Origin of the sequence: Muribaculum sp. An289, from assembly GCF_002159555.1 — a bacterium.
GTDB classification, from domain to species: domain Bacteria; phylum Bacteroidota; class Bacteroidia; order Bacteroidales; family UBA932; genus Merdivivens; species Merdivivens faecigallinarum.
In genome coordinates, this window is sequence record NZ_NFIV01000002.1 from 174358 (window position 1) to 187572 (window position 13215).

Sequence of the window (13215 nt, forward strand, 5' to 3'; positions counted from 1 at the left end):
GAGTGGCCCTCCGTTATTTCACGGCAATTATTCCGTCCACGACGTATTTCTGCATCCCCCTCCACGGCAACGCTCCGAGGTATTCCTTGTAATGCAGTTCTACATCACGGCCTCCGCATCTCATCAGCGAATCGGCGATATTTTCGTCAGTTATCGAAAATTCGAATTCGTATGACTGTATGGAGGTCGTGTTGTTTCTTCCCGTAAAGCCAGCCTGTATGATTTTCCCTTCGTATGTCTTGAATACGTAGCCCTTGTAAACCACGAAATTCAGGTTTCCGGCCTTAACCCCTTCGCCGAATACGAAATAGAACTTGAAGTATACGAACGCTGCTAAGGCGACGGCTGCAATCACGGAAACAGCAATGATTATTTTTCTTTTGACTGATGCCATAATTTTTATATTAAAACGTTATACGGTTATTCAAACATTCTACTCAATCGTTTCGGAAGTCATTGATTTTAGGATTGTTCCTGTGCCTTTCGCTGTCCCGGGCCGTCTTTTTGGCAAAACTCCTTTCGAGCGCTTCGCTCAAATCCGTGCCTGTCTGGTTTGCAAGGCAGGCCAGCACCCAGAGGACATCGGCCATTTCTTCCGAAGGGTCCTGGTTTTCACCGGGTTTGAATGACTGTTCCCCGTATTTTCTTGCCATGACCCTTGCGAGCTCCCCGACTTCTTCGGTCAGCACGGCCATATTGGTCAGCTCGTTGAAATACCTTACCCCGTATTGTCTTATCCAGCGATCCACCCTCTGCTGGGCATCCCTCAGGCCGGTGCCTTTTGCCTGGTGCCAAAGAGGGCCGTGCCCGTGTCCTATTCCCAGTCCCTTTCCGGCCGCTATCGACAAAGTTACATAATCCTTTGCATATTGTACCGAATCTTCCATGGAAAATCCTTTGGCAAGGAAGGTGGCGATGGCCGAAGACAGGGTGCAGCCTGTGCCGTGAGTGTTCGGAGTGTCTATCCTTTTGCCGTGGAACAGGACTGCGCGGCCGTTATTGTACAGTACATCGGTCATCTCGTTTCCCTCGGAATGTCCGCCCTTCACGAGAACGGAACAACCGTAGCGGCTGCATAATGTCCGTGCCGCCTGTTCCATTTCCCCGAGCCCCGAAACCTGCTTGCCTGTGAGTGCGCCGCACTCCTGAAGGTTAGGTGTGACAAGGCCGGAGAGGGGGAACAACGTTTCCACGATGCTTTTCATCGCCCCGTCGGCCATCAGCCCGCAGCCGCTTGTGGAAACCATTACCGGGTCGAATACGACATGGCGCGGACGGTATTTTTCCAGGGCGGAGGCGATTGCCTGTGCTTCCTCCGGAGTATTTACCATGCCTATTTTCACGGAATCAGGTGACAAATCAGTGAATACGGCTTCGAGTTGTGCGGAAACCATATCTGCGGGCACGGGATGTATGCCGTAGACACCTTTCGTGTTCTGTGCCGTGATGGCTGTTATGACCGATGCGGCGTATGCATCGAGGGCGGAAATGGCCTTGATGTCCGCCTGGATTCCCGCGCCTCCCGATGAATCGGAGCCGGCTATTGTAAGTACGACCTTGTATTTTCTTTCCATTTTATGAAAACAGATATGTTATAAATGAAAATTTTCATAAAAATACGATAATTTTTCCCGGATTCTTAAAAATTTTCCGACAGTTTCGTCCATTCGTCCGGGAAAATCCGTTTTTTCCGGAATATCATGTTTTTCAGGAATGTCATTTTTCTCCCAGATTTCATGTTTTCCCCAGATGTATCCGAGCAGGGCCGCTCCGGCGAACCCGGTTTCGGCTACTTTGACTATGTTGGTGTCGTCTATTCCCCCGAGGGCCATGACGTTTTTGCCGAGGCTGCCGTCGCGGAAAGCTACGGAAAGTTTTTCCAGTGAGAACGCAGAGCGGTAGCCTTGTTTGGAGATGCTGTCGAAAATCGGGCTCAGAAACACGTAATCGCAGATTTTTCCGAAACGGGAGGCCTCTTCGACAGTGTGGCAGGAGCGCCCGATGGTCATTCCTTCGAACCCTTCCGGGATGCTTTCATGGGAGGAACTGAGATGAATGCCTTTCAGACCGTACTCTTTTGCAAGCCCGAAATGTCTGTGGACTATCAGCCGCCGGCGGTATCGGGGCGGTATGCGTTCTATCAAATCCCGCATCTGTGTTTCGCTGCATCCCGGCTTGCGAAGGTGCAGGTACTCCGCGCCGGCTTCCGATAGCTTTGCTATACAGTCGGTTTCACCGCTGAAAAACTCGGGAAGGGTTATTATGGCCAGTCTGAAGTCCATTAGGCTGCATGTTTTGATGCAAAAATAATGAATTTGCCGGACAAAGAAACATGCTTTGTCGGATATGGGAAAGGGGGCTGAATATCAGTCATGCCCTTTACAGTTCCACTGTATCCGATGTGCCGCTCAAGGCATCGTAAATCCAGAGTCGGCCGCATAGGGGAGTACCGATGCCGCAGATGAGTTTTATAGCTTCGGCGGCCTGGCAGCATCCTGTAATCCCTGGAACCGGCCCGAGGACGGCCTTGGATGCGGCCGGTTGTTTTGCCGCCGCCGATGCTTCTGCCGCGAGTTCCCATGTTGATAGTTCTCCTGCCGATGGTTCCTCCGGGAACAGGTCCCTGTAAGTCCACATCCTGCCCTTGGCTGGGTCTTTAAGGCAAAGCACGCTTACGAAGCCGCTGGTATCGCTTACGGCTCCGTACACGTATGGCTTTCCGAGCCTTTCGCAGATGTCGCTGACAAGGTATCTTGTCGGGAAGTTGTCGCAACCGTCGATTACGATGTCGTAACCGGAGATGAGTTCCATGGCGTTATCCCTGTTGAGCATGAAAGGGTAGGGCGTGATCGTGATTCCGCTGTTGAGGCTCCGCAGCCTCTCTGCCGCGCATTCCGCCTTGTTCATGCCGCATTTGCTTTCGTCATAAAGTATCTGGCGGTGCAGGTTTGTCGGGTTTACCGTATCCCCGTCCGCTATTCCGAGTCTTCCGATGCCGGCTCCGGCAAGATACAAAGATGCGGGAGAGCCGAGCCCTCCTGCACCTATTATTAGTACCGATGCCCTTTCCAGGGCTTCCTGGCCTTTGTCCCCGAAACCGGAAAGCAGTTTCTGGCGGTCGTACCTGTTTTTCATGCCGCCGTCCCCTTGCCGGTACTGCCCGTGTCTAAGGCATCGAAAACGCTGTCCCAGTCTTTCCATACCGGTTCTATGCCTTCTTTCCTTAGTGCGGCCGCAACTTCCACGGCCGTGCGCTCGTCGTTCACATGGAACTGCTCGAGTGCCTGAGGATAACTGTAGTATCCTCCGGGGTCTGTCTTGCTCTCCGCGCTCATCGTGGTCACGCCGAGCCTTGCCATATTGTCGCGGAACCTTGCGCTTTCCCTTGTAGAGTAGGAGATGTCCACATCGTGGTCGAATATCCTCATGGCGAAGGTCAGCTGTGCCAGTTCCCTGTCGCTCATTATTACGTTCGGCTCGAAACCTCCGTTTTCCGCCGGGCGCATGCGTGGAAAATTGACACTGTATTTCGTTTTCCAGTAATGTTTTTGCAGGTAACGGAGATGCCTTGCCATCATTGTGACATCGGTGCGCCACTCCTTTTCAAGTCCGATAAGCACGCCCATTCCTATCGAGTGTACCCCGGCCTGGCCCATGCGGTCGAAGCCGTCCACCCTCCATTGGAAATCGGCTTTTTTTCCGCGTGGATGGTAAATGTTGTAGTTGGCGGCATTGTAGGTCTCCTGGAAGCAGATGACCCCGTTCATCCCGTGCTTGCGCAACTCGGCGTATTCTTCTGCCGCCAGCGGCATTACCTCGATTTTGAGGTTTGAAAAATACGGTTTCGCAAGGTCGAGGGCCTTTGCCAGATAAGGCACTCCCGCCAGCACGGGATTTTCACCCGTTACTATCAGCAGGTTCTCGAAAGGGGCGAGTTTCTTTATTGCCTTGTACTCGTTTACCATTTCCTCCGGAGTGAGGATTGTCCTCTTCATTTTGTTACTTACATGGAAGCCGCAGTATACGCATGAATTGGTACACGAGTTGGTGAGGTAGAGCGGGATGAACATCGACATTACGTTTCCGAAACGCTCCTGGGTGTATTTCCGGCTGAGCCTTGCCATCGTTTCGAGATACGGTACGGCGGCAGGGGAAATCATCGCCATGAAATCGTCCGTGTCGCATTTTTCTTTTGAAAGGGCGCGGCGCACATCATCCCCGGTCTTGGAGTAGATGCGCTCCGTCGTTTCGTCCCATGAATATTTTTTTATTTCTTCTGAAAACATTTTAAAATCAATCCTTATTTTTTCCGGACACTCTTTTTACATCTTTCGACAGTTTCATTGCGCAGAAATTCGGACCGCACATCGTGCAGTATTCCCCGTCCGTATGTTTTCCCCTCTGGAAATATTCCAGAGACCTTTCAGGGTCGAGCGAAAGGTCGAACTGGTCTTTCCACCGGAACTCGTAGCGGGCCTTGCTTATGGCATTGTCGCGCACGTATGCTCCCGGATGGCCCTTTGCGAGGTCGGCCGCATGGGCAGCAATCTTGTAGGTCACCACCCCGACCCTTACGTCTTCCTTGTCAGGCAGCCCGAGATGTTCTTTCGGGGTTACATAGCAAAGCATCGCTGTACCGAGCCAGCCTATTATCGAGGCTCCGATTGCCGAAGTGATATGGTCGTATCCCGGGGCTATGTCCGTTACGATAGGGCCGAGAGTGTAGAACGGGGCATCGTGGCATTTCACTACCTGCCTCTCCATGTTTTCCCTGATTTTGTTCATCGGAACGTGGCCCGGCCCTTCTATGAAGGCCTGTACGTTCTTGTCCCAGGCACGGGTGACGAGCTCTCCCATGGTGTCGAGCTCGGCGAACTGGGCTTCGTCGTTGGCATCGGCCGTCGCCCCCGGCCTCAGTCCGTCTCCGAGCGAAATGGCCACATCGTATCGGGCGAGTATGTCGCAGATGTCGTCAAAGTGCTCGTAGATGAAGCTCTCCCGCTCATGCATCATGCACCATTTGCTCATGATGCTCCCTCCGCGGCTGCATATCCCGCAGACCCTTTTTTCGGCAAGGTGTACATTGGCATAACGGATGCCGGCATGGATGGTAAAATAGTCCACTCCCTGTTCGCATTGCTCTATCAGCGTATCCCTGAAGAGCTCCCAGGTCAGTTTGCTTATGTCGCCGTCCACTTTTTCGAGGGTCTGGTAGATAGGAACAGTCCCCACCGGAACAGGGCAGTTGCGGATAATCCATTCCCTGGTTTCGTGGATGTTGTCCCCGGTAGAGAGGTCCATGAGGGTGTCGCCTCCCCATTTGCAACTCCAGAGCGCCTTCTCGACTTCCTCTTCGATGCTTGAAGTCGTGGCCGAATTGCCTATGTTGGTGTTGATTTTCACAAGAAAATTTTTCCCGATAATCATAGGTTCCGCTTCAGGGTGGTTGATGTTGGCCGGCAGTACAGCCCTTCCCGCGGCAATCTCCTGTCTTACGAATTCCGGGGTTATGTGTGTCTGTATGCCGAGTTCCGCGCAGTTCATGTTTTCACGGATGGCCACATACTCCATTTCGGCGGTGATTACACCTGCCTTGGCGTATGCCATCTGTGTCATTGCATGGCCTTTCTTCGCCCTGTAAGGCAACGCTATGTGTTCGAAACGCAGGTGGTCGAGTGACTTGTCATCCCGGCGCATCCTTCCGTATTCGGAAGTTATTTCCGGCAGCTGTTCCACATCGCCCCGGTCGAGAATCCATTTCTCGCGCAGCCTCGGGAGCCCTTTCTTCAGGTCTATCTTTATTTCCGGGTCGCTGAAAGGGCCGCTCGTATCGTAAATATAGATGTCCGGATTCGGTGTCACGTGCCTTTCACCGTTTTCATCGAAAGTACTGCTCGGAACCTGTTCTACCTTTCGCATCCCGACCCTGATTTCAGGGAAAAGTTTTCCTTGCATATATACCTTTTCGGAACGCGGATATTTTATGGAGGGTTTCATTTCTTTTATTTTTTTGTAAAATTTATGTCGTTAAAATTTGTCGAAAATCAATAAAAATCAGTTAAAAATAAAAACAGGCATTGCTCGCTGTCAGTCGAGGAATGCGGTCAGCGGAGAACTTGCTTCGGCCGTGAAGCCTTCGGTCCTGCTGCCGAGTCCGGCTTCGTATGCCATCCGTCCTGCTTCTACCGCGGCCTTGAATGCCTTTGCCATCTCTACCGGATTCCCGGCTACCGCAATCGCGGTATTCACAAGGCAGGCCGATGCTCCGAGTTCCATCGCTTCGGCTGCATGGCTCGGCGCCCCTATGCCGGCATCGACTACTACAGGGACTCCCGACTGTTCTATGATAATGCGCAGAAAGTCCTTGGTGCGCAGGCCCTGGTTGCTCCCGATGGGCGCCCCCAATGGCATGACTGCTGCCGCACCGGCTTCTTCCAGCCTTTTGCACAGTACGGGGTCGGCCTGGCAGTAGGGCAGTACTATGAAGCCCATTGCAGCGAGTTTTTCCGTGGCTTTCAATGTCTCCGTCGAGTCTGGAAGCAGATATCTCGGGTCAGGATGGATTTCGAGTTTGAGCCAGTTTGTCCCGAAAGCCTCGCGTGCCATCTGTGCCGCAAAAACGGCCTCTTCGGCATCGCGTACCCCTGAAGTGTTCGGGAGCAGGCGCACGTTTTCCCCTTTTATGTGCCCGAGCATGTCATCTTCCTTGTCCGAAAGCTCGATTCTTTTCATTGCGACTGTGACCATCTCCGTTCCGGAAGCGGCTATGGCTTCTCCCATCAAAGCGTTGGAAGAAAATTTTCCAGTCCCTAAAAACAGCCGCGAGCTGAATTCGCAGCCGCCCAATATCAGTTTGTCCATTTTTATATTAAAATTTTTTAGTTTTTTATTTGCAAAATCAATGTTTCTATGGCCTTCATTTCCGCCACGGGGTCTTCCGCTCTCAATACGCTGCCCGAAACGGCGATGCCGCCTATTCCAGTGGACATTATTTCCGGAACGTCATCCTTGGTTATGCCTCCGATTGCGACTGTAGGGATGTTTATCCCGAGGCTTGCGAGCCCTTCGGCAATCTCCCGGTAGCCTTCGGTCCCGAGTACGGGGGAAAGGTTTTTCTTCGTGGTAGTAAAACGGAAAGGCCCGCAACCGATATAGTCGGCACCTCTTTTCCAATGCATCACTATGTCTTCCAAAGTGTTGGCCGTACCTCCGATTATCTTTCCCTCCCCGAGTATTTTCCTTGCCTCGTCGACCGGCATGTCGTTCTTGCCGAGATGCACCCCGTCCGCTCCGGTCTTTTCAACCAGTTCCACATGGTCGTCGACAATCAGTACCGCCCCGTATTCGTCGCACATTTTCCTGACTTCGCGGGCGGTTTCCAGAATGTCCTCCTCCCGGGAATCCTTCATCCTGAGCTGTATCCATCTGCAACCCCCCGCGAGGGCGAGCCTTGCGGAATCGGCATACGAATATTTTCCGGTAAAATGAGTGATGAATTGTACCCGGCCCTTGGCCATTGCGGCAAGTTTGCCCGTCTTCATTTTGTCCATCCCGTCCATTCCGTCTATCCCGTTCATCCCATTCATTTTGTCATCCTCCGCATGCGGCTCTGATTATCAGTATTTTGTCCCCTTCGTTCAGGGTTTTTCCGTCCCATTCCGTGCGGGGAACCATCCTGCCGTTCACGGCTATGGCAGTTCCTCCCGCCGGTATTCCGAGTTCCTCTGCCAGCCGTGCGAGGGTGTGGGCTTCCGTAGCCATGCTTTTCCCGTTAATCTCGATATTCATGTCTTTAGTCAGTATGTCGCGTTATGTGTAAATAAAAAGGGGAAAAATACGGAGAATCAAATGCTTACAAATCCCTACGGCAGTACTAACTGCATCAGGTTCGAGGGTATGATCTCAGCCCGGAGGGCACCCCTTTGTATTTACTTTTCATGTCTGCCGGCCGTTCCGGAGGCAACCGGTTTACGCCAGCGACTGCAAAGATAATGATTTTTTAACTATTTTAGCGGAAAATTTTAAACAGCTTCTTAGTGAAAATTTTTTGAATACGGATATGGGAAGAGAACTTTTCAGCAAAGAGACGGTGGCCGGATGTGCCGCATCATTGAATATACCGAATTTGAGTAACGCGGCGATAGCCGATGTCTTGAACGTGGCGGTAACCCTCGAAGCCAGGACAGGCATACCTTTCATACGTATGGACCAGGGCATTCCGGGGCTCCCGGCTTCCCGAATAGGGGTGGAGGCCGAGAAAAAGGCCTTGGACGAAGGCGTGGCCAACAAATACCCTCCCCAGGCCGGACTTCCCGCATTGAAGTCCGCAGCATCGCGTTTCGTGAAGGCGTTCCTGGATGTGGATGTTTCTCCGCAGTCCTGCATTCCCGGCGTAGGCTCGGCATCCATATCGTTCGCGGCCTTTGCCATTACTACACAGCTTGACCCGCGGAAGGATACCGTCCTGTTCATAGACCCTGGTTTCCCCGTACAGAAAGCGCAGCTTAACATATTGGGTATAAAGCATCTGAGCTTCGATGTCTATGCATACAGGGGAGAGGCTCTCCGGGAAAAACTCGAAGAGTGCCTTTCGACCGGAAGAATCGCTTCCCTGATTTATTCCAATCCTGACAATCCGGCGTGGATTTCTTTCACTGAGGATGAACTGCATATCATAGGCGAACTGGCGGACAAGTACGGGGTGATTGTGCTTGAAGACCTTGCATATTTCTGTATGGACTCCCGCTCGGATTTCAGCCAGCCGTTCAAGGCCCCTTATCCTCCGACTGTCGCGAGATATACTGACAATTATATACTGATGCTGTCCGCTTCGAAGATGTTCAGCTATGCCGGCCAGAGGCTCGGGCTTGCCTGCATTTCGGACAGGCTTGCTTCCAGGCATTTTCCGGCCCTTGCCGCAAGATATGCTGATTCGGGCATTTTTGCACAGACATACGCCAGCAGCATACTTTACACCATTTCGGCCGGAACGGCGTTTTCCACACAGTATGCGATGGCGGCGATGATGGAAGCGGCCTGCGACGGGGTTTACGGTTTCGTGTCGGACAACCGCGAATATGCAAGGCGCGCCGAACTGATGAAGGCCGCCTTTCTGAAAAACTGTTTCCACATAGTTTATGACGAGGATTGCGGACGTCCCATAGGTGACGGCTTTTTCTTTTCCGTCGGTTACGGAAAAATGACCGGTGCCGAGTTGATGGAAGAACTGCTCCATTACGGTATCAGCAGCATTTCCCTTTCGACCACCGGTTCGGAGCGCGAAGGCATACGGGCCTGTGTCTCGAAAATGACCGGTGACATGTTCCCGCTTCTCGAAGAGAGGCTCGAAGCTTTTGCCGCCGATCACCCGCAGGTCTCACAAGCCTGATGTTCCGCCGAGTCTGATGTTCTGCCGGGTCTGATGTGCCGCCGGTTCTGATGTTCTGCCGGGTCTGATGTGCCGGGCGTGTTTGATGTTCCGCAGGGTCTGATGTTCCTCAGGGTCTGATGTTCCTCAGGGTCTGATGTTCTGCCGGGTCTGATGTTCCTCAGGGTCTGATGTTCTGCCGGGTCTGATGTGCCGGGCGTTGTGCGTTTACGGACCGTTGTGTCTGGTGTTCCACCGGGCGTTGTGCGTTTATGGGGCGGCGTTTGTTGTGCGCTTATGTGCCGCCTGTATTTTCCACCCCATATCCATCGCTCTGTTTTTGGAGCGCTTGATAATCAATAAGTTGTAAAAATAGGCCCTGCTTTTGGGTGCTTTCCAAGGTACCCAAGCGCAGGAGTGATTTTAGTAAAATATTGGATATCAATATGTTCTGGAAATGATGGCTGGCTGTGAGGTGGAAAAATATGCCGGCAAGATAATACCGACAAGATATACCGATAAGATCCGATTCCTACTCACCTCCACCGGTTTTTCTGCCTTCATGCTTTGTCCCTCCGTTCCTTCATCGGAGATGTATATTTTTCTGGCGCGAAGATGCAGGTTTCAGGCGCGAAGGTGTAGTCTCCCTGACCTCCCGACAAAGTTTGGAGCGAGTTGAATTTTGTTAAGTTACTAATAATCAATTGTTTGCTAAAATTTGGCTCGCTTTTGAGGGTTATGCGGACATGGTCAAAAGCGAGTTATGTTTTCTTAAGTGATTGATAATCAGTTATTTGCAAATATTTTATTCGCTCCAAGCTTTTGGAAAACTGTCATGGGACCTGGCGGTGCAATTACAGTTCACAGTTCATTTGCTCTGCTCTCGGCTTTTTATTTTTACTTTCAGCAATGGACGGATTTAACTGTAGACACGATATGACTAACAGGCAATGGCATGGTTCGGCCTGATGAGGGAAAGTGAACCAATTTACCACGAATCTGCGGCACTTTCCCCGGGACGAAATCAGGCAATCGGCTTCTGCGGCCATTCTGCCTGCATTCCTCGTCCGTCCTATCAGGGGAAAGTGAACCAAATTTCCACGAATCTGCGGCACTTTCCCCGGGGACGAGATTAGGCAATCGCTTCTGCGGTCATTCTGCCTGCATTCTTCGTTCGTCCTATCGGGGAAAGTGAACCAAATTTCCGCGAATCAATGGCACTTTCCCCGGGGACGAGATTAGGCAATCGCTTCTGCGGCCATTCTGCCTGCATTCCTCGTCCGTCCTATCAGGGGAAAGTGAACCATTTTGCCGCGAATTTGAGGCACTTTCCCGCCGGAAATGTTGATTCTTCCCCGGAAATATTGCTTTTAACATCATTTCCGGAACTTACGCTACACTTTCCCCGGGTCTTTATTGAAATAGCGGTTTAAACTGGGTGTCTAAACCGCTATAACAGTTATAATGATAATGCAACCGCTATAATGCAGGGGCATGGCCACGTTTATTACCGCTATTTATTACCGCTATTACAACTATTGCGCGAACAGGGCGGACAGTGCCCTCCGGATGGCTTCCCGGATATTGTCGGCTTCCGTTTGTCCCTGGCCCTCGGCCGTGCAGGAGCAAATCAGTTGTTTGCTGTCTGCAGAAATGAACTGTATCGTAACTTCCGTAGCTTCTTTTATGCCCCTTTTCCGGGAACCGCTTTCCCCGTAATTCACTATTACGGTCTGAGCCTCCTGCTCGGGAGTCAGTTCTGAAAGGATGACGAAACCGTATTTGGCAAGTTCTCCCGAAATCACATCGCCCGGATTCACTGTCTTGGTGGTTATGTTTGTCCCTCCCGAAAACAGTCCCATGAATCCTCCGCCGTTTCCGTTGCTATAGCCCGTACTCGATGTCAGGGCCTGGGTTTCGGTAACGTATGCGTACCTGTAATTTTCAACAGGAGCGTTCTTGATGACGGTCGGTGTCCTTAATGGCCCGCAGCTGCCGAGAAGCAGGGCGGCCAGTGCCCCCCCCCAGAGCAAAAATAAGTTTTTGATTTTCATAACGTTGCTTGAATATTTTTGTGTGTTTTGAAATTTTGCGTGTTTTAGAAGCTGTTTAAATTTTTTCAGAAAATTTTAAACAACTTATTTACTCCTCGTCTTTCACGAGTTCATAGAATGAACTGATTTCCTGCTGGTCGATGGCCTGGCGGACATTGAACCTCTTGACCTGTTCCATGTAACCCTGCCTCTTGATTTTTACCTCAATCTGCACGTCACGGGAGTTTTCGTATGTGAGCCCGAGTATGTTGAACGCCCTTGTGTCCTCGTAAGGGGTTGTTCCGAGATATGTCTCGTTGGTGTTCTTTACGATGCTCGGAATGCTGGAAACGACCCTCCAGTATACCCTTGCACCCTGCGGGTCGGAATCGAAGTACCACCTGATTACGGTACGTTCCAATGCGGTCTGTCCCGGGTTGTCGCGTGTCACCATGTTGTTTGCCTCGCCGGCCATGATGGTAGGGTCTTTCTCGTAAGCCGAAGGTCTGGCGAAACTTTTGAATTTATAGTTTATGGTGGCGATACCATTATTCAATGGTACGGCGTTCGGGTCGAAAGAGGTGTTCTCTATGACCCCGTCCTTGGTGAATTGCATTTCCCAAGGGGCTGTGTTACTAACAGTATTTATGTTTTTTAGGTTCCGCTGATTCATAACGGTCGTTATCTTTACGGGCATGCTGACTACGCACGGTGTGGTTCCCAGAACCTTTCCGTTGAATATTACCGTGGCCCCGGACGGTTCGGACGTGATGGATGTGTTTACATAATTCATGCTGGTAGCCTTGTACGGGCCGCACGAAACAAGCGACAGAAGGGCTGCTGCCAGAAGTAAAATAGAAAAGTGTTTCATAACGTTTTTTGTTTGATTTATGATTTTATGGGTTTGTTATTCGGTTTCTTCGGGCACTAATTCGAAGAAGGTGCTGATTTCCTGCTGGTCGATGGCCTGGCGGACATTGAACCGTTTAATCTGGTCCATGTAGCCTCTCCTGGTCAATTTTATTTCTATCTGGACGTTGTGTGAGTTTTCGTATGTGAGCCCGAGGATGTTGAAAGGCCTCGTCTCCTCGTAAGGCGTAGGCCCGAGATAGAGTTCGTTGGTGTTCTTGACCTCCGCAGGTACGTTCGAAACTACCCTCCAGTAGATTCTCGCTCCCTGTGGCTCGGAATCGATGTTCCACCTGATAATGGTCTGTTCGAGTTCGGTCTGTCCCGGGTTGTCCCTTGAAACGGCCCCGTCCCGGCCGCTGTCGGCAATCTGTGGTGCAGGGACTTCGTTATAGATTATGATATTCTGATTGTTCTCGTTTTTAGGCCTCAGATTAAGATAATAGGCCTTTTTCGCCGGTTTCATTATCGCTCCGGTCGCGGCATCGATGATAAAGCCTATCGGGAAAAATACATTTGCGATGTAGGCAGCATTGAACTTTTTGTCCACAATCAGGTTCAGCGGCTGGTAATTGCGCGAAGTCACCATGATGCTGGACGTGCCGTATCCCTTTTTGATTTTGACTTTCGCCGGCAGGAAGACATTTTCATAATGGGCCTTGTCGGTCGTGATGTTAACGGGCTCGTTTACATTGTCATTGGTGAGCAGAATCTTTGATTTGCTGAAGATGGACGCGCAGGAGGCAAGTACCGTTCCCGCTGCCATAACAAGCAGAATGCGTGTGATTTTCATATATTTTCCTCATTAAAGATTAAACGTTGGTTTTTTCTTGAACGTTTTCCGGCCCCTCCGTCCATGCGGGAGAAAATTTTAATTCTTTTATAATCAATTTTTATCGAATTCGG

General features: G+C 51.1%; 13 protein-coding genes, 1 pseudogene and 1 riboswitch. Of the genes and pseudogenes, 1 reads left to right on the top strand and 13 read right to left on the bottom strand.

From position 1 onward, the window contains the following. Positions 1–13: 13 nt before the first annotated feature. From B5F83_RS02335 to thiS, 10 genes and pseudogenes are all read right to left on the bottom strand, one after another. Positions 14–394, bottom strand: a complete 381-nt coding sequence (locus B5F83_RS02335; protein WP_087275231.1) for a hypothetical protein — start codon at positions 392–394, stop codon at positions 14–16. 43 nt (positions 395–437) lie between these two features. Then, a complete protein-coding gene (locus B5F83_RS10765) occupies positions 438–749 on the bottom strand; it encodes a nucleotide pyrophosphohydrolase (protein ID WP_255376107.1) in 312 nt (103 codons plus the stop codon). Between the two features lie 45 nt (positions 750–794). After that, positions 795–1574, bottom strand: a pseudogene (gene thiD / locus B5F83_RS02340) (bifunctional hydroxymethylpyrimidine kinase/phosphomethylpyrimidine kinase); the annotation flags it as partial. A gap of 18 nt (positions 1575–1592) precedes the next feature. Then, positions 1593–2282 (bottom strand): thiamine phosphate synthase, encoded by a 690-nt coding sequence (locus tag B5F83_RS02345; RefSeq protein WP_087275229.1) that lies wholly within the window; start codon positions 2280–2282, stop codon positions 1593–1595. Between the two features lie 97 nt (positions 2283–2379). Then, complete coding sequence (locus B5F83_RS02350; protein ID WP_087275227.1) at positions 2380–3135, bottom strand: HesA/MoeB/ThiF family protein; 756 nt, start codon at positions 3133–3135, stop codon at positions 2380–2382. Next, positions 3132–4286 (bottom strand): 2-iminoacetate synthase ThiH, encoded by a 1155-nt coding sequence (gene thiH, locus B5F83_RS02355; protein WP_087275224.1) that lies wholly within the window; start codon positions 4284–4286, stop codon positions 3132–3134. Before thiH ends, B5F83_RS02350 begins: the two co-directional genes overlap by 4 nt. Positions 4287–4293: 7 nt before the next feature. After that, a complete protein-coding gene (thiC, locus tag B5F83_RS02360; RefSeq protein WP_087275222.1) occupies positions 4294–5997 on the bottom strand; it encodes a phosphomethylpyrimidine synthase ThiC in 1704 nt (567 codons plus the stop codon). A 90-nt stretch (positions 5998–6087) separates the two neighbouring features. Continuing rightward, positions 6088–6861, bottom strand: a complete 774-nt coding sequence (locus B5F83_RS02365; RefSeq protein WP_087275220.1) for a thiazole synthase — start codon at positions 6859–6861, stop codon at positions 6088–6090. A 17-nt stretch (positions 6862–6878) separates the two neighbouring features. Continuing rightward, positions 6879–7517: a thiamine phosphate synthase gene (locus B5F83_RS02370; protein WP_087275526.1), complete on the bottom strand. Its 639-nt coding sequence runs from the start codon at positions 7515–7517 to the stop codon at positions 6879–6881. Positions 7518–7590: 73 nt separating this feature from the next. Further along, positions 7591–7788: a sulfur carrier protein ThiS gene (gene thiS / locus B5F83_RS02375; protein WP_087275218.1), complete on the bottom strand. Its 198-nt coding sequence runs from the start codon at positions 7786–7788 to the stop codon at positions 7591–7593. A gap of 53 nt (positions 7789–7841) precedes the next feature. Further along, positions 7842–7932: riboswitch (TPP riboswitch) on the bottom strand. A 127-nt stretch (positions 7933–8059) separates the two neighbouring features. Here thiS and B5F83_RS02380 point away from each other — a divergent pair. Beyond that, positions 8060–9388 (top strand): pyridoxal phosphate-dependent aminotransferase, encoded by a 1329-nt coding sequence (locus B5F83_RS02380; RefSeq protein WP_087275216.1) that lies wholly within the window; start codon positions 8060–8062, stop codon positions 9386–9388. 1514 nt (positions 9389–10902) lie between these two features. Here the strand turns inward: B5F83_RS02380 and B5F83_RS02385 are convergent. From B5F83_RS02385 to B5F83_RS02395, 3 genes are all read right to left on the bottom strand, one after another. Then, positions 10903–11421: a DUF4136 domain-containing protein gene (locus B5F83_RS02385; protein ID WP_087275214.1), complete on the bottom strand. Its 519-nt coding sequence runs from the start codon at positions 11419–11421 to the stop codon at positions 10903–10905. 88 nt (positions 11422–11509) lie between these two features. After that, positions 11510–12271: a PEGA domain-containing protein gene (locus B5F83_RS02390; RefSeq protein WP_087275212.1), complete on the bottom strand. Its 762-nt coding sequence runs from the start codon at positions 12269–12271 to the stop codon at positions 11510–11512. Positions 12272–12307: 36 nt separating this feature from the next. Beyond that, a complete protein-coding gene (locus tag B5F83_RS02395; RefSeq protein WP_087275210.1) occupies positions 12308–13102 on the bottom strand; it encodes a hypothetical protein in 795 nt (264 codons plus the stop codon). Between the last annotated feature and the right edge of the window lie 113 nt (positions 13103–13215).

Coding starts and splice junctions, on each gene's coding strand:
- B5F83_RS02335 (WP_087275231.1), bottom strand. CDS start 394: ATGGCATCAGTCAAAAGAAAAATAATCATTGCTGTTTCCGTGATTGCA.
- B5F83_RS02345 (WP_087275229.1), bottom strand. CDS start 2,282: ATGGACTTCAGACTGGCCATAATAACCCTTCCCGAGTTTTTCAGCGGT.
- B5F83_RS02350 (WP_087275227.1), bottom strand. CDS start 3,135: ATGAAAAACAGGTACGACCGCCAGAAACTGCTTTCCGGTTTCGGGGAC.
- thiH (WP_087275224.1), bottom strand. CDS start 4,286: ATGTTTTCAGAAGAAATAAAAAAATATTCATGGGACGAAACGACGGAG.
- thiC (WP_087275222.1), bottom strand. CDS start 5,997: ATGAAACCCTCCATAAAATATCCGCGTTCCGAAAAGGTATATATGCAA.
- B5F83_RS02365 (WP_087275220.1), bottom strand. CDS start 6,861: ATGGACAAACTGATATTGGGCGGCTGCGAATTCAGCTCGCGGCTGTTT.
- B5F83_RS02370 (WP_087275526.1), bottom strand. CDS start 7,517: ATGGCCAAGGGCCGGGTACAATTCATCACTCATTTTACCGGAAAATAT.
- thiS (WP_087275218.1), bottom strand. CDS start 7,788: ATGAATATCGAGATTAACGGGAAAAGCATGGCTACGGAAGCCCACACC.
- B5F83_RS02380 (WP_087275216.1), top strand. CDS start 8,060: ATGGGAAGAGAACTTTTCAGCAAAGAGACGGTGGCCGGATGTGCCGCA.
- B5F83_RS02385 (WP_087275214.1), bottom strand. CDS start 11,421: ATGAAAATCAAAAACTTATTTTTGCTCTGGGGGGGGGCACTGGCCGCC.
- B5F83_RS02390 (WP_087275212.1), bottom strand. CDS start 12,271: ATGAAACACTTTTCTATTTTACTTCTGGCAGCAGCCCTTCTGTCGCTT.
- B5F83_RS02395 (WP_087275210.1), bottom strand. CDS start 13,102: ATGAAAATCACACGCATTCTGCTTGTTATGGCAGCGGGAACGGTACTT.